The sequence below is a fragment of the Melghirimyces algeriensis genome, assembly GCF_900182565.1.
GTDB lineage: Bacteria > Bacillota > Bacilli > Thermoactinomycetales > DSM-45169 > Melghirimyces > Melghirimyces algeriensis.
Genome location: NZ_FXTI01000003.1, coordinates 32,768 through 49,036 on the forward strand (window position 1 = coordinate 32,768; position 16,269 = coordinate 49,036).

General features: G+C 48.5%; 6 protein-coding genes and 1 pseudogene. 6 read left to right on the forward strand and 1 reads right to left on the reverse strand.

Annotated elements, in window-relative coordinates; translation table 11 throughout:
- Nucleotides 1-2: 2 nt before the first annotated feature.
- On the reverse strand, nucleotides 3-1,628 hold the full coding sequence (locus tag FN782_RS05590) for a phytoene desaturase family protein (protein WP_342778368.1): 1,626 nt from the start codon (nucleotides 1,626-1,628) through the stop codon (nucleotides 3-5).
- Nucleotides 1,629-2,125: 497 nt separating this feature from the next.
- Here FN782_RS05590 and FN782_RS17260 point away from each other — a divergent pair, with 497 nt between their 5' ends.
- The 6 genes and pseudogenes from FN782_RS17260 (at nucleotide 2,126) to FN782_RS05620 (ending at nucleotide 16,266) form a co-directional block, all read left to right on the forward strand.
- A complete protein-coding gene (locus FN782_RS17260) occupies nucleotides 2,126-2,251 on the forward strand; it encodes a hypothetical protein (RefSeq protein ID WP_281285916.1) in 126 nt (41 codons plus the stop codon).
- Between the two features lie 458 nt (nucleotides 2,252-2,709).
- Nucleotides 2,710-2,847, forward strand: a pseudogene (locus tag FN782_RS05600) (GNAT family N-acetyltransferase); the annotation flags it as partial.
- A 298-nt stretch (nucleotides 2,848-3,145) separates the two neighbouring features.
- Nucleotides 3,146-6,811 carry a dynamin family protein gene (locus FN782_RS05605; protein ID WP_142504811.1) on the forward strand — a complete coding sequence of 1,222 codons (3,666 nt, stop codon included), beginning with the start codon at nucleotides 3,146-3,148 and terminating at the stop codon, nucleotides 6,809-6,811.
- Between the two features lie 82 nt (nucleotides 6,812-6,893).
- Entirely contained in the window at nucleotides 6,894-7,076 is a 183-nt protein-coding gene (locus FN782_RS05610; RefSeq protein WP_142504812.1) for a hypothetical protein, read from the forward strand.
- A 434-nt stretch (nucleotides 7,077-7,510) separates the two neighbouring features.
- Nucleotides 7,511-9,241 (forward strand): golvesin C-terminal-like domain-containing protein, encoded by a 1,731-nt coding sequence (locus FN782_RS05615; RefSeq protein ID WP_185956065.1) that lies wholly within the window; start codon nucleotides 7,511-7,513, stop codon nucleotides 9,239-9,241.
- A complete protein-coding gene (locus FN782_RS05620; protein ID WP_185956066.1) occupies nucleotides 9,190-16,266 on the forward strand; it encodes a DNRLRE domain-containing protein in 7,077 nt (2,358 codons plus the stop codon). The genes FN782_RS05615 and FN782_RS05620 overlap by 52 nt, the downstream gene beginning before the upstream one ends.
- Nucleotides 16,267-16,269 lie beyond the last annotated feature (3 nt).

A 16,269-nucleotide genomic window follows, 5' to 3' on the forward strand; every position in this document is an offset into this window, starting at 1 on the left:
TTTTACCCCCTTGTTACCGTGGAAGTCTCTATAAGTCCTTCCTTAAAATCTTTCACAATTTCCTGTGAAGCGTTTCGTCCGGGTACACCAAATACTCCTCCGCCAGGATGAGCTCCGGACCCACATAAAAATAGATTATTAACCGGAGTCCGATATTTGGCCCATCCTAGAACAGGACGTAGAGAGAAGAGTTGATTTAGGGACATGGCACCATGATAGAGGTTTCCGCCTGTTAGACCAATTTCCCTTTCCAAATCCTTTGGCGAGTATACTTTGCGTGCGAGAACAGAATCCTTAAATCCAGGCGCGTACTCCTCAATACAATCGAGAACCTTGTCCGCATAGGATTCCTTAATTTCATCCCAGGTTGCATCTTTAAGGGTATAAGGAGTGTACTGCAAGTAGATACCCATTAGATGTTTTCCTTCTGGGGCAAGGGATGGATCAAGTACTGTTGGAATGGAGCATTCAATGTGTGGGCGGTGGGATGGTGAACCATGACGGGCATCTGTATAAGCATTCTCAAGATAATCCATAGATGGAGCAATAAGTACGGTTCCTTGGTGTTGGGGACCTGGATTTGAGTTGTCGAATCCGTAAAAATCGGGTAACCGATCCAAGGCAAGATGGATTTTCATTGCTACACCTTCAAAATCCATATTAGAGACAGCATTCCGGAAATCGGCCGGCAGATCACGGGACTCAAGTAATTTAAGGAAGGTAAGATGAGGATCAGCAGCGGAGACAACAGCCTGAGCGCGAATTTCTTCCCCGTCTTCAAGTACAACTCCGGATGCTCGTTTGTTTTCGACTAGAATTTTAGTAACCGTAGCTTCGGTTCGAATTGTTGCCCCAAAGCTTTTAGCAGCAGTGGCCAGCGCATGGGTAAGGCCACCCATTCCACCTCGGATTTGACCCCATGCCGGACGTCCAGTCTCAGTGCTCCCTATCATATGGTAAAGCATTAAGTATGCAGTCCCAGGCATTGAAGGACTAGCATTAACACCAGTGATACCATCTATTGTGAGAGCTGCTTTGAGAACTTCTGACTCAAACCAACGGTCAAGGAAGTGGCGAGCACTGCCCGATAACATTTCTATAAAGTTAACAAAATCATTATCAGGTAATTCTAACAGATGATGCAGACCGGCCTTCATAGAGCTGGCGTTATCAGGAGAACAATCTGGAGGAGTATTGAGTATAAGGGGTTCCAGAAATTGTGCTAGACGTCCCATCATGCGACCATAGATTGGGTAGTTTTTGGCATCTTTAGCTGAAAATTTTTGTATTTGTTTAACAGACTCTTCTTCATTCTTTCCGAGCATCAGATGCTGTCCATCTGGCAGAAGAGAGATAACAGATGGATCTCTGGGAATAAATTCTAATCCGAAATTGTAAAGAGAAAGGTCTTGGATGATTTCCGGTCGGAACAAAGAATTGACAAGGCTAGCTGTTGAACAGCGGTAACCTGGAATCAACTCTTCTGTGACACATGCACCACCAACAGTGTATCTCCGTTCCAAGACGCAAACCTTCAAACCTGCCTTGGCTAAATAACCAGCACAAACTAATCCATTGTGACCTCCTCCGATAATTACAACATCATAAGTTTGGGAATTCGCAATGATCGACTACACCCCCATCATTTTTTAATTGGTGTTATGTTACTTTTGGAATCTAGTAACAGTCAAAAACAATAGAGAGTAGTATTTTTTCATTTTGGACTGAATAACTCCACACAACTGATTTTATCTTCGGAAAACTCAAAATTCCTTTTTAAGACAAAATAAACTTAATATTTGAATTAAAGGAATTATAGGGAAGAGATATCGATAAGGTATTATACTTTCGATGTTCCGTCTGAAGTTATTCTCAGGGCAAAAAGCCACTGAATAGACGTGGAAACACATATGGTATGGATTTGTTTGCACAGGTTCAACACCTAGGTTTCCAACCCTTACTAGTCAATAGAAGCGAATTGCCGTTGATTCAATGTGTTTGTGTCATAACTCCCTCAGTGCTAGACTCAGAAGCAAAATAAAGTTCATAGTTATTAAAGAAATCCTTATGCTAACCTAGAATTCATGAAAGCAAAGGCTTGAAATAGTCAGCGAGGGTGAGACAGATGAATGTTGTTCCAAGCGATCAATTACCCAAACGGAAGGTGACGGATTTTTTCATCACACATTGGGGGAGTCCCCGGATGGTGTTATCCAGAGGGGTCTTTCCCTGTGATGAGTTGGACGGATAGGCAGTGGTTGAGGAAAAGGGGAAGATCATCGGCTGATTACCTATGTGATGGATGAAAAGGCGTGTGAAATTATATTCTTTGCGAGCGGGAAAACCCCTGACTTCAGCTATGGGGATGAAAGCGAGTGTCGTTCGGTATCCTCCATGTGGGGATGCTAAGAACGACAAATTCTGAAAAGCCATTTACAAACATACGTTCTATGGATACAATAAGATTAGTTGCTCCTTGAAAAGTGGATAGCATATAGGGTTGTGCAAGCCAATCGTCTTGTACGTAAAATGCTATGCGTAACTCAATAGTTGGAATGAAATGCGAAAACCAAGTAGTCATTCCAAACGTAAGATCATAGCAACGACACTCTTTTTAACCGTGGGGCTCACGGGGTTCGCTTGGTAAATTTCTCCGGGTTACTGGAGATTACCCAAGAATCTCCTGCGTTTACGCATGGGGAGTGTCAACAACGGAGAGGCTACCGATTGGTGGAAGTGTATATGGATGCAGTTCAAAAAGCAAGAGAGATCAAGCCGGAAATCCCCCTGATTTCTGATAATGGTATACCGATTCACGATGAAATTCTTTTGGTAAAAATGTTATAAAAGAAGTATTTTCTGGAGAAATGGACAGTATATTTTTGTAAATTAAATTTGTACGCAGTATTTTTTTGAAAAAAGGACCCAAAATCGATTTCTCCATACGAATAACCCATCAGGAGCAAAATGAATATCTCTTCATTTTTGGTCTGGTCTCTTTCTTGCCTCGCGCCGATTGTTCGGTTGTGGGGTCTTTTTTACTGCCTGAGTTGGGAATTTACTTTTTCCGTGAGGCTGTATTAACATAGAAGTATTGTGTACAGACATGTGATGATACGGAAAATCGATTAAAGGGGAAACGAATGTGATTGAAACAGTAACATCAACGATGATTGATCGGTTGGCAGCAATTTATGAGCTCATGGATACTCGGAATGACAGCATACACCGGGACAGGGTTCGGGATTTAATCCGGAAATGTCACGATCGGGAATTTGCTTTGGCTTTTTGCGGTCATTTTTCCGCTGGGAAGTCCACCTTGCTGAACCGATTGTATGGAGAGGAGTTGCTTCCCACAAGCCCCATCCCCACCAGTGCCAATGTGGTAAAGGTTCGTAAGGGTGAGGACCAGGTGATTCTGACACTCGCCTCCGGTGAACGGCAGGTGGTTCCAATGACGGACTCGGATCAGGATATCCAGCAGTTGTGTAAAAGTGGAGCAGATATAACCGCCGTTGAAATCTCCCGCCGTCAAACCCCGTTTCCGGAAGGGGTAGCCCTTTTGGATACACCGGGGGTGGACTCTACCGATGCGATCCATGAATCCGCCACAGAATCGGCGCTTCATTTGGCGGATGTGATCTTTTTTGTGATGGATTACAACCATGTTCAGTCTGAAGGGAATATCACGTTTGTCAAACGCCTGAAGGACCGCAACAAACGGGTCTTTTTGGTGATTAATCAAGTGGATAAACACCGGGATGAAGAACTTTCATTTGGCCGTTATCTCCAACGGGTAAAGGAAACGTTTTCCCAGTGGGGGGTAGAGGTGGACGGCCTTTACTGCACATCCTTGAAAGAGCCGGATCATCCCCACAATCAGTTGAATAAATTGGAAGAGAAAATCCAGGAGCTTGTGGACCGGCGAAATGCTTTATTGGACGAGAGTTTGGAGCAGGAAGCGATTTACCTGATCGGTGAACATCAGCGTGTTTTGGATGAGCGGACTCAGGCGTCCATGGAAGAGATCATGGAACAGCTGGGAGAAGAGTTACCTCAAAAAGAAAAGATTGAACAGGAAATTCTTCAGTGGAACGAGGTTTCAGACCGTCTGACCCATGAGTTGATGGACAAGCGGTCCGACTTTCAGAAGGGTCTCGATGAAATTCTGAGAAATGCCTATTTAATGCCGTATGAAAATCGGGAAGTCGCTCATCGCTACCTGGAAACGGAGTTAACCCGTTTCCGTGTGGGATGGTTTTTTTCCAAAGGAAAGACGGAAAAAGCAAAAGAAGAGCGGCTTCAGGCGTTTTTGGCAACATTGAGGAAAACAGTGGATACCCAACTGGATTTTCATCTGAAACAGTATCTGGTGGATTTTTTGCAGGCAGAGGATTTATACACGGAGGAGCGCGGCGAAGCGATTTACTCGTTGAATGTATCGATCCGTCCGGACTTGCTAAAAGAAGTGATCAAAGAAGGAGCAGGGCTGACAGGAGATTATCTGCTGAAGTATACAGAGGATTTGGGGGATCGGATCAAACAGGAATATCGCCGTCAGGCCCATGAATGGTTTGCTTCGGTTTTGCCGCTTTTCCAGGAACGGATGGAAGTCCGTCAAAAGGAAGCAAAGGCGCAGTTAACCCGTTTGAATGCGATGCTGGAAGCGACGAATCAAATGGAACAGCTTCAAAAGAAACAGCAGGAAGCGATCGAAGAATTAACCGGAATTCTGGAAGGCAAACGGGAATTGCATCCCCCTGATCTGGAGGCTATTTTGAAAGAAGAAGAGACGGTGACGATCAAAGAGAACCCTGATGATGCCATGATTCCGTTTTCGTCTACGAAAATGAAGATAGATGAAGGGGGATCATCGGACAGTTTATCCCAACCGTCAAGCTCAGCAAACCGGATGGAAGAGCAGTTGCGTAGTATCCAAAAGGCAGAAGAGGTGATGCAACCCGTCAAGGCGCTTCATTCGGTTCGCAAGGAATTGCTTGAAAAACGGAAGCGCGTGGAAAATCGTCGTTTTACCGTTGCTTTGTTTGGTGCCTTCAGTGCGGGGAAATCCTCATTTGCCAATGCGCTACTGGGAGAAAAACTGTTGCCGGTTTCACCCAATCCCACCACCGCAGCCATCAATCGAATCTCAGCTCCCCATGGAGCGTATCGCCATGGGGATGTGGTGGTCCGGTTGAAGTCGGAAGAGATCGTGTTGGAGGAACTACAAAAGGTCTTTCGCCGATTTGGGCGGCAGGTGACATCTCTGCAATCCGCCATCCAACAGATCGGGGAGTTGTTGGAGATCTCCGATCCGGACCCCATGCAAAAAATGGCCTTTCCGTTTCTGCGAGCCGTCAGAGAGGGTTATCCCGCGGTATCTTCGCTGTTGGGGAGTGTTCGTACCGTTTTGTTGTCGGAATTTCACACCTATGTGGCGAATGAATCCCTTTCCTGTTTTGTGGAACTGGCTGAACTGTATGTGGACACCCCCCTGACCCGCCGCGGGATCACTTTGGTGGATACACCGGGTGCCGATTCCATCCATGCACGTCATACTGAGGTCGCCTTTCGCTATATTCGGGAAGCGGATGCCATTCTTTATGTCACCTATTATAATCATGCTTTTTCCCGCGCAGACCGGGAGTTTCTCATCCAGTTGGGCCGGGTGAAAGATGCGTTTTCCATGGATAAAATGTTCTTTATCATGAATGCGGCCGATCTCGCATCTTCAGCGGATGAATGTCATGACGTGATGAGCTATCTGAAGGATCAACTGCAACAGTATGGAATCCGCAACCCGCGAATGTTTGCCGTTTCCAGCCTGATGGCGCTGCAACAGGATGCAGATCACCGATTGCCACCGGAAGGATCAGGGGTTGGAGCGTTTCAGGAAGCCTTTACGGAGTTTTTGGATGGGGACTTGATGTCGGTTTCCCTTCAGGGGATGAAAGAAGATCTGAAACGATCCTGTAACATTCTGAAGCGATTGACCCAAGAGGCTTGTCAGGGGAATGAGGAGAAGCAGGCAAAGATCAGGGCCTATCAACAGGAAAAAGAACAGATCGTGCAACGCTTATCTCATTTGGATGCTCGCTCGGATGCCTATGCGCTTCGCCAGGAGATTGAAGAACTGTTCTACTATATCAAACAACGCCTCTTCCTTCGTTATCAGGATGTGTTTATTGAGATTTTCAACCCCTCGGTTTTAAGTGGGGATCGACGGAAAGCGAAAGAACGGTTGAAGTCCTGTATTCGGGAAATGATCCGTTTTATCCAGCAGGACCTCTTGCAGGAGCTTCGCGCGACGTCCCTTCGTGTGGAGCGCTGGATCATCAACAGACTGGATGGATGGATGCAATCCGTCCAGAAAGATTGCCACCAAGTGAATGAGAGCCTTCCATTTTCAGGGGATCTGGAAGTGAAACTTCCTTCCTGTGAATGGTCTGAACCGTTTCCCACTTTGGAACCGGACGCCTTTAAAACGGCGATCACAACGTTTAAAAACAGCCGGGACTTCTTTGAAAAAAACGGAAAACAGAAGATGCGCGAAGAAGTGAAAATGGTGTTGGAACATGCCGTGGAATCCTATCTTCGTGAAGCGTTGCCCCTTTGTCTGTCCCATTACGAGCAGGAATGGCAGAAAACTGTACAGCAAATGAAAGAGAAAATGATCTTGGAAGCGACCACCTATTATACTGATATGATCGATGGGCTCTCCGAACAAACGGACCCTTCCCTCTATGAGCAAACGATGGACGAGCTCATGAGCATCATTCAGGAAATGGATGCTTCAGGGGTGTCTTCATAGATGGTTTTCGGTTATTCATTCTGATTGAGCCTGTTCGCAGGCTCCGAGACTGCTGACAAAGATAATAAGAGGGGGATTTCCGGTGGAGCATCCTTTTCCGACGACCCAGCGGAACCCCTGGAGGTTCCAACCGTTTAGCGGACAACCTGCTTTCCCCTTTTGTCCGCTGGTTGGGACCGAAAGGGGCGAACCGGACTCATTCCACTTCTTTGCTGTAGGAAAGAGATGCGGAAACGGAAATCTCCCCTTCACGACTTTGTTATGAACCTCCGAGCCTGTACACAGGCTCTTTTTTATTGTTACTTTTAAAGAATATTAATAAATGAATAAAAATAAACGATTATCTTTTTGCAAGGGGATAATATCCAACTTTTAAAGGTTAATCGAGAGAAAACAAGTCATATATTTATTTTTATATTAATATTTCATTTATAGATTAATGGATGAAAGGGAGGTCTAAACAACCTATGGTTTCAGATTTTGTTAAAAAATAGATAATGGTTGTCGAAAAATAAGTGCTTTATTTTTTATTTTAATTAAAAAAGGGTTGTTTCTAGATAAAATATTTCATAGAATAGAACAGAAAGATTACTACTTTTGTCTTATGTTTGTTGAAAATATCGAATATTTTCATTTTACAGGAGGTGATGGGTTTAGCGTGGGATGGAGTGAAAGAAAGAATATGAAAGGAGAAGTCGATTGCGAACAAAAGGTATCATACGTAAATGTTCTGTTTGGTTGTTCCTGCTTATTTTTGTTCTTATGAGTGTACAACCGACACCCATATTGGCGGCAGAGAAGATTCACAACCGGATTCAAATGGCTGCTGTCACAAAAGAGCCTGGCTGGTTGGACAAATTGATCAACTTCTTCAAACCGGACGGACCCCAAGTACAACCGGCTGATGAAGAAGAGCGTGATTTCTGGGATACCGTGCAAGGTTATCTGGGAATGGAAGATGCTTATGATGAGAAAGGACAAGCCCGGGTTACCGATGCCCTCCCCCAGAAAGAAAAGGCTCCCAAAGGGAAGAGAATTCCGAAACCGAAGCGGGTAAAGGAACTGAAGAAGAAACGGACCGCTTATGCCAAGTTTTATAAACTGGAAGATGGGCGCATTCAAGCGGAGGTTTCCTCCAACTCCCCTGTCCACTACCAAGATCAAGAAGGGGACTGGAGGCCGATTGACACTCAGATTGAGTCTACCGATCAATCAGGGTTTGTCTATCAGAATAAGAAGAACACCTTCCAAAGTTTCTTCGGCAAAAAATCGGATAAGCTGGTCAAGTTTAAACTGAAGAAACGGCATCTCACATTGGGGATTAAAGGAAAAGAAAAACGTCTTTCTCCCAAAACGAAAGACCATACCATCACCTATCCCGATGTATTCGGAGATGCGGATCTGGTGTACGATGTGACACCCACCTCCTTGAAGGAAAAGATTATTCTGGAGAAAGCACCAAAAGAGGCTACCTATACTTTTACAGTAAAGATGGGTGGCGTGAAAGCGAAAAAACGAAAAGACGGTTCCATCGCCTTTTACCACAAGAGTGGGGAAGGAGAACCCGTCTTCATTATGCCGAAGCCGTTTATGATGGATGACAAAGAGGATGACTCCTCCCCTTATGGAAAAGTGTGGAGTGATAAAGTTACCCAGTCCGTCAAAAAGAAAGGCTCCCACATTGAAATTACGGTGAAAGCGGACGAGAAATGGCTGAAGGCGGATAAACGGAAATATCCCGTGGTGATTGATCCAACCATCAAGGTGGAACCAACTCCTACTGATGGTCAGGACGCCATGGTGATTAACAGTGCTGCCTCGACCAACTATGGAGACAATTGGAAACTTTCGGTTGGAACGACAGATACATATGTCGCCCGGAGTCTTGTAAAGTTTTCCCTTCCTTCGGAGCTGGCTGGACAACAGCTGGATTCTGCCCAGTTGAAGCTTTACTATGACCAGTCGTTCTATACCAACTCCAATGATGTCAAAATGGAAGCCCGTCCCGTCACCACCCCGTGGGATGAGTCCACCGTGACCTGGAATACCATCGGGGATCAATACGGTGCTGTAGGCTACAATCGGGAGCTGGTGGATAACAGTGACTCCGCCAAGACGGCTGAATCCGGTACCTGGCCGGCTTCCACCAACTCGACCTATACTCAATATGCGATCAATCAAAACTATCAATACAACAACAACACAACAACCGGAGCCGCGTTTACCCGGATTCCCCGGATTACGGAGAATGGGAATTACAAGGTGGAAGCGCATTATGTTCCGGCTTCTGACCGGGCCACCAATGCCCCCTACACCGTTCACTATGATGGCGGTCAAAAGTCCTTTACGGTGGATCAGTCGGCAGGAACGGAAGGCGTTTGGACCACGCTGGATACGCTTCCCTTTGTCACCGGAACCACCCAAAAATAGTACTGGGCGATGTGAGTGACGAAGCCGTCATCGCCGATGCGGTCCGGCTGACCAAATATGCGACAGACACCAAAAAAGCGGGGGACCAAAACACCTGGCACACGTTTAGTGTCCGGAGCACCGTTCAAGATTGGCTGGATGGCAAATCGACGAATCACGGATTTATGATCAAAGCGGCTGACGAAACCTTGGGACAAGGCGGCGTCCGCTATGAGGCCAGCGAATATGCTTATAACTCAGAATCCGCCAACCGTCCCAAACTGATTCTGACGTATGGAAAACCCGGAGTCAGCTTGGATGCTCCGACCAAAATCCATGCGACCGGGGCAGAGTTGAACTGGTCAGCATACCAGGACCCGGATGGGAACACCACCGATGACAACATTGTGGAATACCAGGTTCACCGCAGTGTAAATCAAACCTTTACGCCGGGACCCAATACCTTGGTTGCGCCTGTAAGCCCGGGAACGACCCAGTACACGGATACCACAGCAGAGCCGACACCGGCAGATGATCCGGATCCGTTTGGAAAAGCCTATTACTACATGGTCGTGGTAAAAACCAAAGACGGCTCCCTGGTTCCGTCCCCTACCCAGTTGGTGCGGTTACCCAAAGCCGGTCACGTAGTTCAAATCTTTCAGGGGAGTGCCGCGGATACCACCATCGCCAGTGGCCAGCCGGATACCAACCATGACACGGTGGCTGGAGAACCCTGGCTGGAAGTGGGAAATAACAGTGGCACATACGGAAATGCCCGTGCCATCCTGAAATTTAACACGGATACGCTACCCAGCGATGCGACTATTCAGGATGCCGATCTGAATCTGTGGACCTCCAATACCGTTGGAAGCGGCGGGACGTATGATCTTCACGCCTTGACCACAGATTTTGATGAGACGACGGCTACCTGGAACAACGCCGATGCCTCCACACCTTGGACCACTGGGGGCGGGGGAGACTATGATGCCAGCATTTCAGATTATGTCTCTCCGATTACCAACGATCCCAAGTGGCACCGTTGGAATGCAGAGAGCATCGTTCAACAGTGGGTGGATGACCCCAACTCCAACCACGGTTTCATGGTGAAGCGCAACGACGAAACCGGTGCCGGGGAACGCGTTCTCTTCCTGAGCAGTGAAGCGGAAGAGCAAAACTTGCGGCCCAAGCTGGTGGTAAACTACACCACGGAAACGACCGCCCATACTTACTACGCGCCCAAAACCCCGTCCCGTATGATTCCGGGGGATGAGTATACCGTAGAGGTGACACTGACCAATACGACGGATACTACATGGAGCGCTGCTGACTATGTTCTGTCGTACAAATGGGCCCTTCCCGATGGCACAGATAAAACGACTTCGGGGAACCGCTTGGAAACGGCTTTGCCCAACGACCTCGCTCCAGGCGAGACCGTCACCGTTCAAGCGAATGTGAAAACCCCGATCCAAAGTGATTCGGGAAATAAGCGGGAAGCCTTTGTTCTGAAGTGGGACATGAGGGATACCTCCACCGGTCAATGGATGTCGGATCAATCCGCCACGGACAACCTGGAGACCTTGGATCAGAATGTCTCCGTGGAAGATCCCACCTCCGGACAATTGGGGCTGGAGAAGTTCTACCAGTACGTGGGCAAGAACACTGGGGCTGGTTCCAACGTGATGGTCAACCAGTATGCCGGAAACACCATCTTCAGCTACAATCCCATTTCCAATCCGAGTCGGGGGCTGGCCTCTTTCCTGCGGATGACCTACAACAGTCTGGATACCTCAGACTCGTCCATGGGTTACGGTTGGTCTCTTTCCGCCACCAGTCTGATGCGGTTGGGCACTCCCTTGGATCTGCATCCCAAAGGACAGGACTGGCCCACGGAAGTGGCATTGACCGACGGGGATGGTACCAGTCACATTTTTGAGTTGAAAAAGCCGGACACGGCGGATGAAAGCACCTGGTACTACCAACGTCCCGCAGGTGTTCACTTCTATCTGCAAAAGGATGGCTCCCAAGCGGAACGTCAATGGGTGATGACCCGTCCCGACCGAACCCAGTTCTTCTTTGACGGAGAAGGGTTCCTGTCTGCGATCCGGGACAAGAACGGAAACGAAATGCTCTTCACCTATGAAGAGAAAAAGTCCAACAATAAACCGACCAAGTTTCTGAAGTACATCACCGATCCAACCAGCCGGCAAACCCTGACGCTGGACTATTACGACAAAGGTGATGACTACAGTTACTTTGACGGGGATACCAAAACCCAGGATCCCAATCTGACCAATCCGAAAATTATCGATAACGTGAAGTCGATCACGGACATCTCCGGTCGCCAAATCACCTTCACCTACAGTGACAAAGGCTTGATGCGGGAGATGGTGGATGGAGCGGGTACCAGTGATGCGAAGACCTTCCACTTTACCTACGACGCCACCAACACCAACAAAAATACCAAGCTGGTGAAGATCACCGACCCCCGGGGAAATGCGACAAACCTGGATTACTACATGCCGTCCGATCTGGAGACCAACAACATCAATAAGTGGATGCTCCAGACCCTGATCGACCGGGAAGGTGGAGAAACCTCTTTCGACTTCATGGACCCGGATGGTACCGGCGGTTCCTATATGGAGTCGGCCGTAACCGACGCCAATAACAAAACCACGGAGTACCGGATGGACGGATTTGGACGTCCGGAGACGACCACCAACGCCAAGTCGGAGACAACCCAACTTTCCTGGGATGCAGATAACAATGTGACTCGCCTGGAAGAAGCGAACGGAGCGGTTACCACTTGGACGTATGACGCCAAAACGGGGTACCCCTTGACAGTAAAGGATGCCGAGGCCAACGCCAACAACACCGCTGCCACCACATTGTACTATGAGACGGATATCAACGGTTATGTGGCCGATCTTACCAAAAAGGTGACCCCGGAAGGCAGAACGTGGACCTTTGCTTACGACAGTGTGGGGAACTTAACAACGGTCACCGACCCGAAAGGGAACGCGACACCGACGGTGCCGGACGATTATCAAACGACCTACACCTACGATAACGTCGGACAACTGTTGACGGCTACCGACGCCAACGACAATACGACAACGTACAGCAACTTCCACCCAACCGGGTATCCAAAGACGATTACCGACGCATTAAATCATGAGAGTACCACCGCCTATGATGAGCGGGGAAATGTTCTCTCCATCACTGATGCCAAAGGGAAAACAAGTACGTATACGTATGATGTCTTTGGTCGACCGCTGAAGCAGGAAGTGCCCAAAGATCAGGATGCCAATGAAATGATCGTCACTCCGGCTCCGGTTTACGATCCAAACGATAACGTAACGAAAACAACGGCTCCTAATGGTGCTGTTACCACGTATACGTATGACAAAGCCGACCAGATGGTCTCTACCACCGCACCCAAGGATGAAGCAACCGATCCGGAGCGGAAGACCACCTATCAGTATGACTTGGTCGGAAATCTCCTAAAACAGACCGAACCCAAGGGGAACCTGACCACGTCCAATCCGGACGATTTTGTCACCACCTATACCTATGACGACATTTATCAGGTCACCTCGGTCACCAACGCCGACGGAGACACCATCACCTATGAATACGATAACGTCGGCAACGTCGTCAAAGTGTTGGACCCCAAGAAAACGGCGTCCACCGATAGCACAGATTACACAACAAAGACCACCTATGACAAAAACCATCGGGTTACCCAAGTAACGGATGCCAAAGGGCACAGCTCACAGGTGGCGTATGACCTGGATGGCAACAAAACGTCCGTCACCGATAAAGAAGGAAATACGACGGAGATCCAGTACGATGAACGGGGAATGGTCAAAGAGACCAAAGTGCCTCATGAGGATAACAGTGGCACCATCACGTACCGGACGACCCAATACGTCTATGACGAAGTGGGCAACCGGACCAAAGTGATCACTCCCCGCGGGGTAAAGACCACTGACAATACGGATGACTTTATCCATGAAACAAAGTATGACGCCTTAAACCGGGTGAAAGAACAGATCTTCCCCCATGACGGTGTCAACGTTGATTCTGAGTCCAAGATGGTCTACACCTACGACGAAGTGGGCAACCGGGTGAAAGTGAGCGCACCGCCGTCCCAGGGACAGACCGATCCCGACGGAGGCGCCTTGCGCAATGAAACCACCTATGAGTACTTTGACAACGGCTGGGTGAAAAAGAGCGTTGACCCGTGGGATATCTCCATCACCTACGACTACAATGATCTGGGTCAACAGATCAGCCGGACGCTTACCAGTGCCGGGGGCTCCAACAGCCGCACGATGGGCTGGAGCTACTATCCGGACGGAAAACTGAAAGCCAAATCGGATGATGGGATTCCGGTAGGGAAAGACGTTGTCCTGGTGGACAACTCCGACACCCAGAACGTAGAATCCGCCGGCGATTGGAACACGTCCAACAACGTGGATGGACATCAGGGCTTCAGCTACCAATATGACTACCAGGATTCCGGCTATCCGGATACCGACACAGACAACCATTATTTCACCTGGAACCTGAACATCCCGAAAGACGGGGACTATGAAGTCTGGGTCAGCTACCAGAAATACAAAGACCGGGCGACCAATGCACCCTATACCATCGACTATGATGGTGGTAGCACCACGGTGGAAGTCAACCAGAACATCGCTTCCGGCTCGGAGACCGAGTGGAAAAAGTTGGGCACCTACGCCTTTAAGGCAGGGAACACCCACAAGGTCACCCTGACCGATGATGCCGACGGTGTAGTCATCGCCGACGCGGTGAAACTGGTGCGGGACAACAGCACCGAGACGGATACCGAAGCCAAGGACTTCACTTACGACTATGACGTCAACGGCAACCTGGTCACCATGACGGACAACAGCTCCGGGGCGAAGGTGGACACCTATGCCATCACCTACAACGGGCTGAACCAGGTGCAGAAGGTGGAGGAGAAACTGAATGGTACCGTTCAAAACACCACCAGCTACACCTATGATCCGAACGGGAACCCCTTAAAGCGGACCCACGACGATCAGATTGCCGAATACCAGTATGACATTCGGGACCTCGTGGATCAGGTGACCAACAAGAAATCTACCAGCGACCCTGATCCCAAGGTGACCCAGTTCACCTATACCCCCAAGGGGCAGAAGCTGAAAGAAACCAAGGACAACGGCAACACCGTCGACTACGACTACTACCTGGACGGCCTCCTGAAACACCAGATCGAGAAGAAGTCCGACGGCACTGTAGTCAACGAACATACCATTGAGTATAACGCCAACGGTCACCGGGTGAAGGACACGGCCAAGAAGATGAACGCGGACAATCACGCAGATTACATCAATCACGTGATGACCTATGAATACGATCCACGGGACCGGGTGACCAAGAAAACCAAATCCACCACAGGTGGCACGGTTCTGGAGACGGAGACCTACCAACACGACGCCAACAACAACGTCATCCAGCAGACCGTGGATGGAACCACCACCACTTACAACTATGACCGGAACCGGTTGTTGTCTGCCTCCGCAGGTGGAACAAGTGCCAACTATAACTACGATCCCTTTGGTCGCTTAAACAGCGTTACCTCTGCTGGAAAGGTGATTGAGAAGTACACCTACGATGGCTTCGACCGGGTCAAGGAACACAGCAAGATGCAAGAGGATGGTTCCACCAAGAAGACAAGCTACACCTACGACCCGATGGACCGGACCACCAGCCGGACGGAAGGGACAGAGACCACTGATCTGAACTACCTGGGTCTGTCAGGAGAAGTCCTTTCGGAGGAAGTGGCGGGAGAAATCCAGAAGTCCTATCAATACAGCCCCTGGGGAGAACGCCTGTCGATGGTGAAACACAACAGCGACGGGACGGAGGAAGACTCCTATTACGGATACAACCCCCACACCGACGTGGAAGTGCTCACCGATGAAAACGGGGATACCCGGGCGACCTATGGTTACACTGCCTACGGGAAACAGGACGAGGACGAATTCACCGGGGTAGACAAACCCGATCCACAGACACCGGATCAAGAGCCGTACAACGTCTACCGCTTCAACGCCAAACGCTGGGATGCGGTTACCGGTGAGATCGACATGGGCTTTAGGAACTATGATCCAGGCTTAAACCGCTTTACCACCCGGGATATGTATAACGGAGCCCTGGCGGATATGAACCTGGCGACGGATCCATGGAACATGAACCGGTATGCGTTCGCAGGTGGGAATCCGATTAGTGGAGTAGAGATCGATGGGCATATTCCCATTGAGGTAAAAGATGGCGATATCTCGGCGGAGGAGTATCACCAAGTTACGGGACATACCATCGGTGGAACCGAGGTTCCTTGGGAACCTGACATGTCTCGCGTTAAGGATGACAGCAGTAGTGAGGGGACCAGTAAGGAAACGAGTTCAGTATATGGTGGCTACTGTATTTCGTGTGGGAGAAGTGGTTCCTCGGGATATCCTGCTTCCTATCGGGGAATCCAAGCTCAAGATCGAGGGGATCTTCTCACAGATAGCCAGAGACTCTTTTTAGAGGGAGTTGGCTTTGCCCTCGCTGTATTGGAACCCACTCCAGTTGGCGAAGTAGCATTCGCTTCAATCGTTGGTTTATCAAGGTTTGAAAGGTTAGCTATTCGGTTTAGTAATGGAGGTGCTAAAGGGAGTAGACTTATAAACAAAAGGCCAAGTGTTGATGATATATTACTTAAAGAAGACACGAAGGCGCATATTTTCTCTAAAAAGCATTTAAACGATGGAATAATGGAATTAGGTAACGATAGACGAGATATTGTTGAGAAGTTTGTTAAAGTTATAGATGATATAGATTCACAGGGGCTTACAAGGAATGGACATAACGCAGTATACACAACAATTAATGGATATAAGACTCAGGTAAACTTCTTTATTGTAAAGGGGGAAGTAAAAAGTATAGATGGATTCCGTGGATGGTCACCTAGAAATGCCAAAAATGCCATGAGGCATCAAGGTCTACCTTAAAAA

Bases quoted from the DNA above. Each gene is read 5' to 3' on its own strand.
- FN782_RS17260 (WP_281285916.1), top strand. From the start codon at position 2,126: ATGAATGTTGTTCCAAGCGATCAATTACCCAAACGGAAGGTGACGGAT.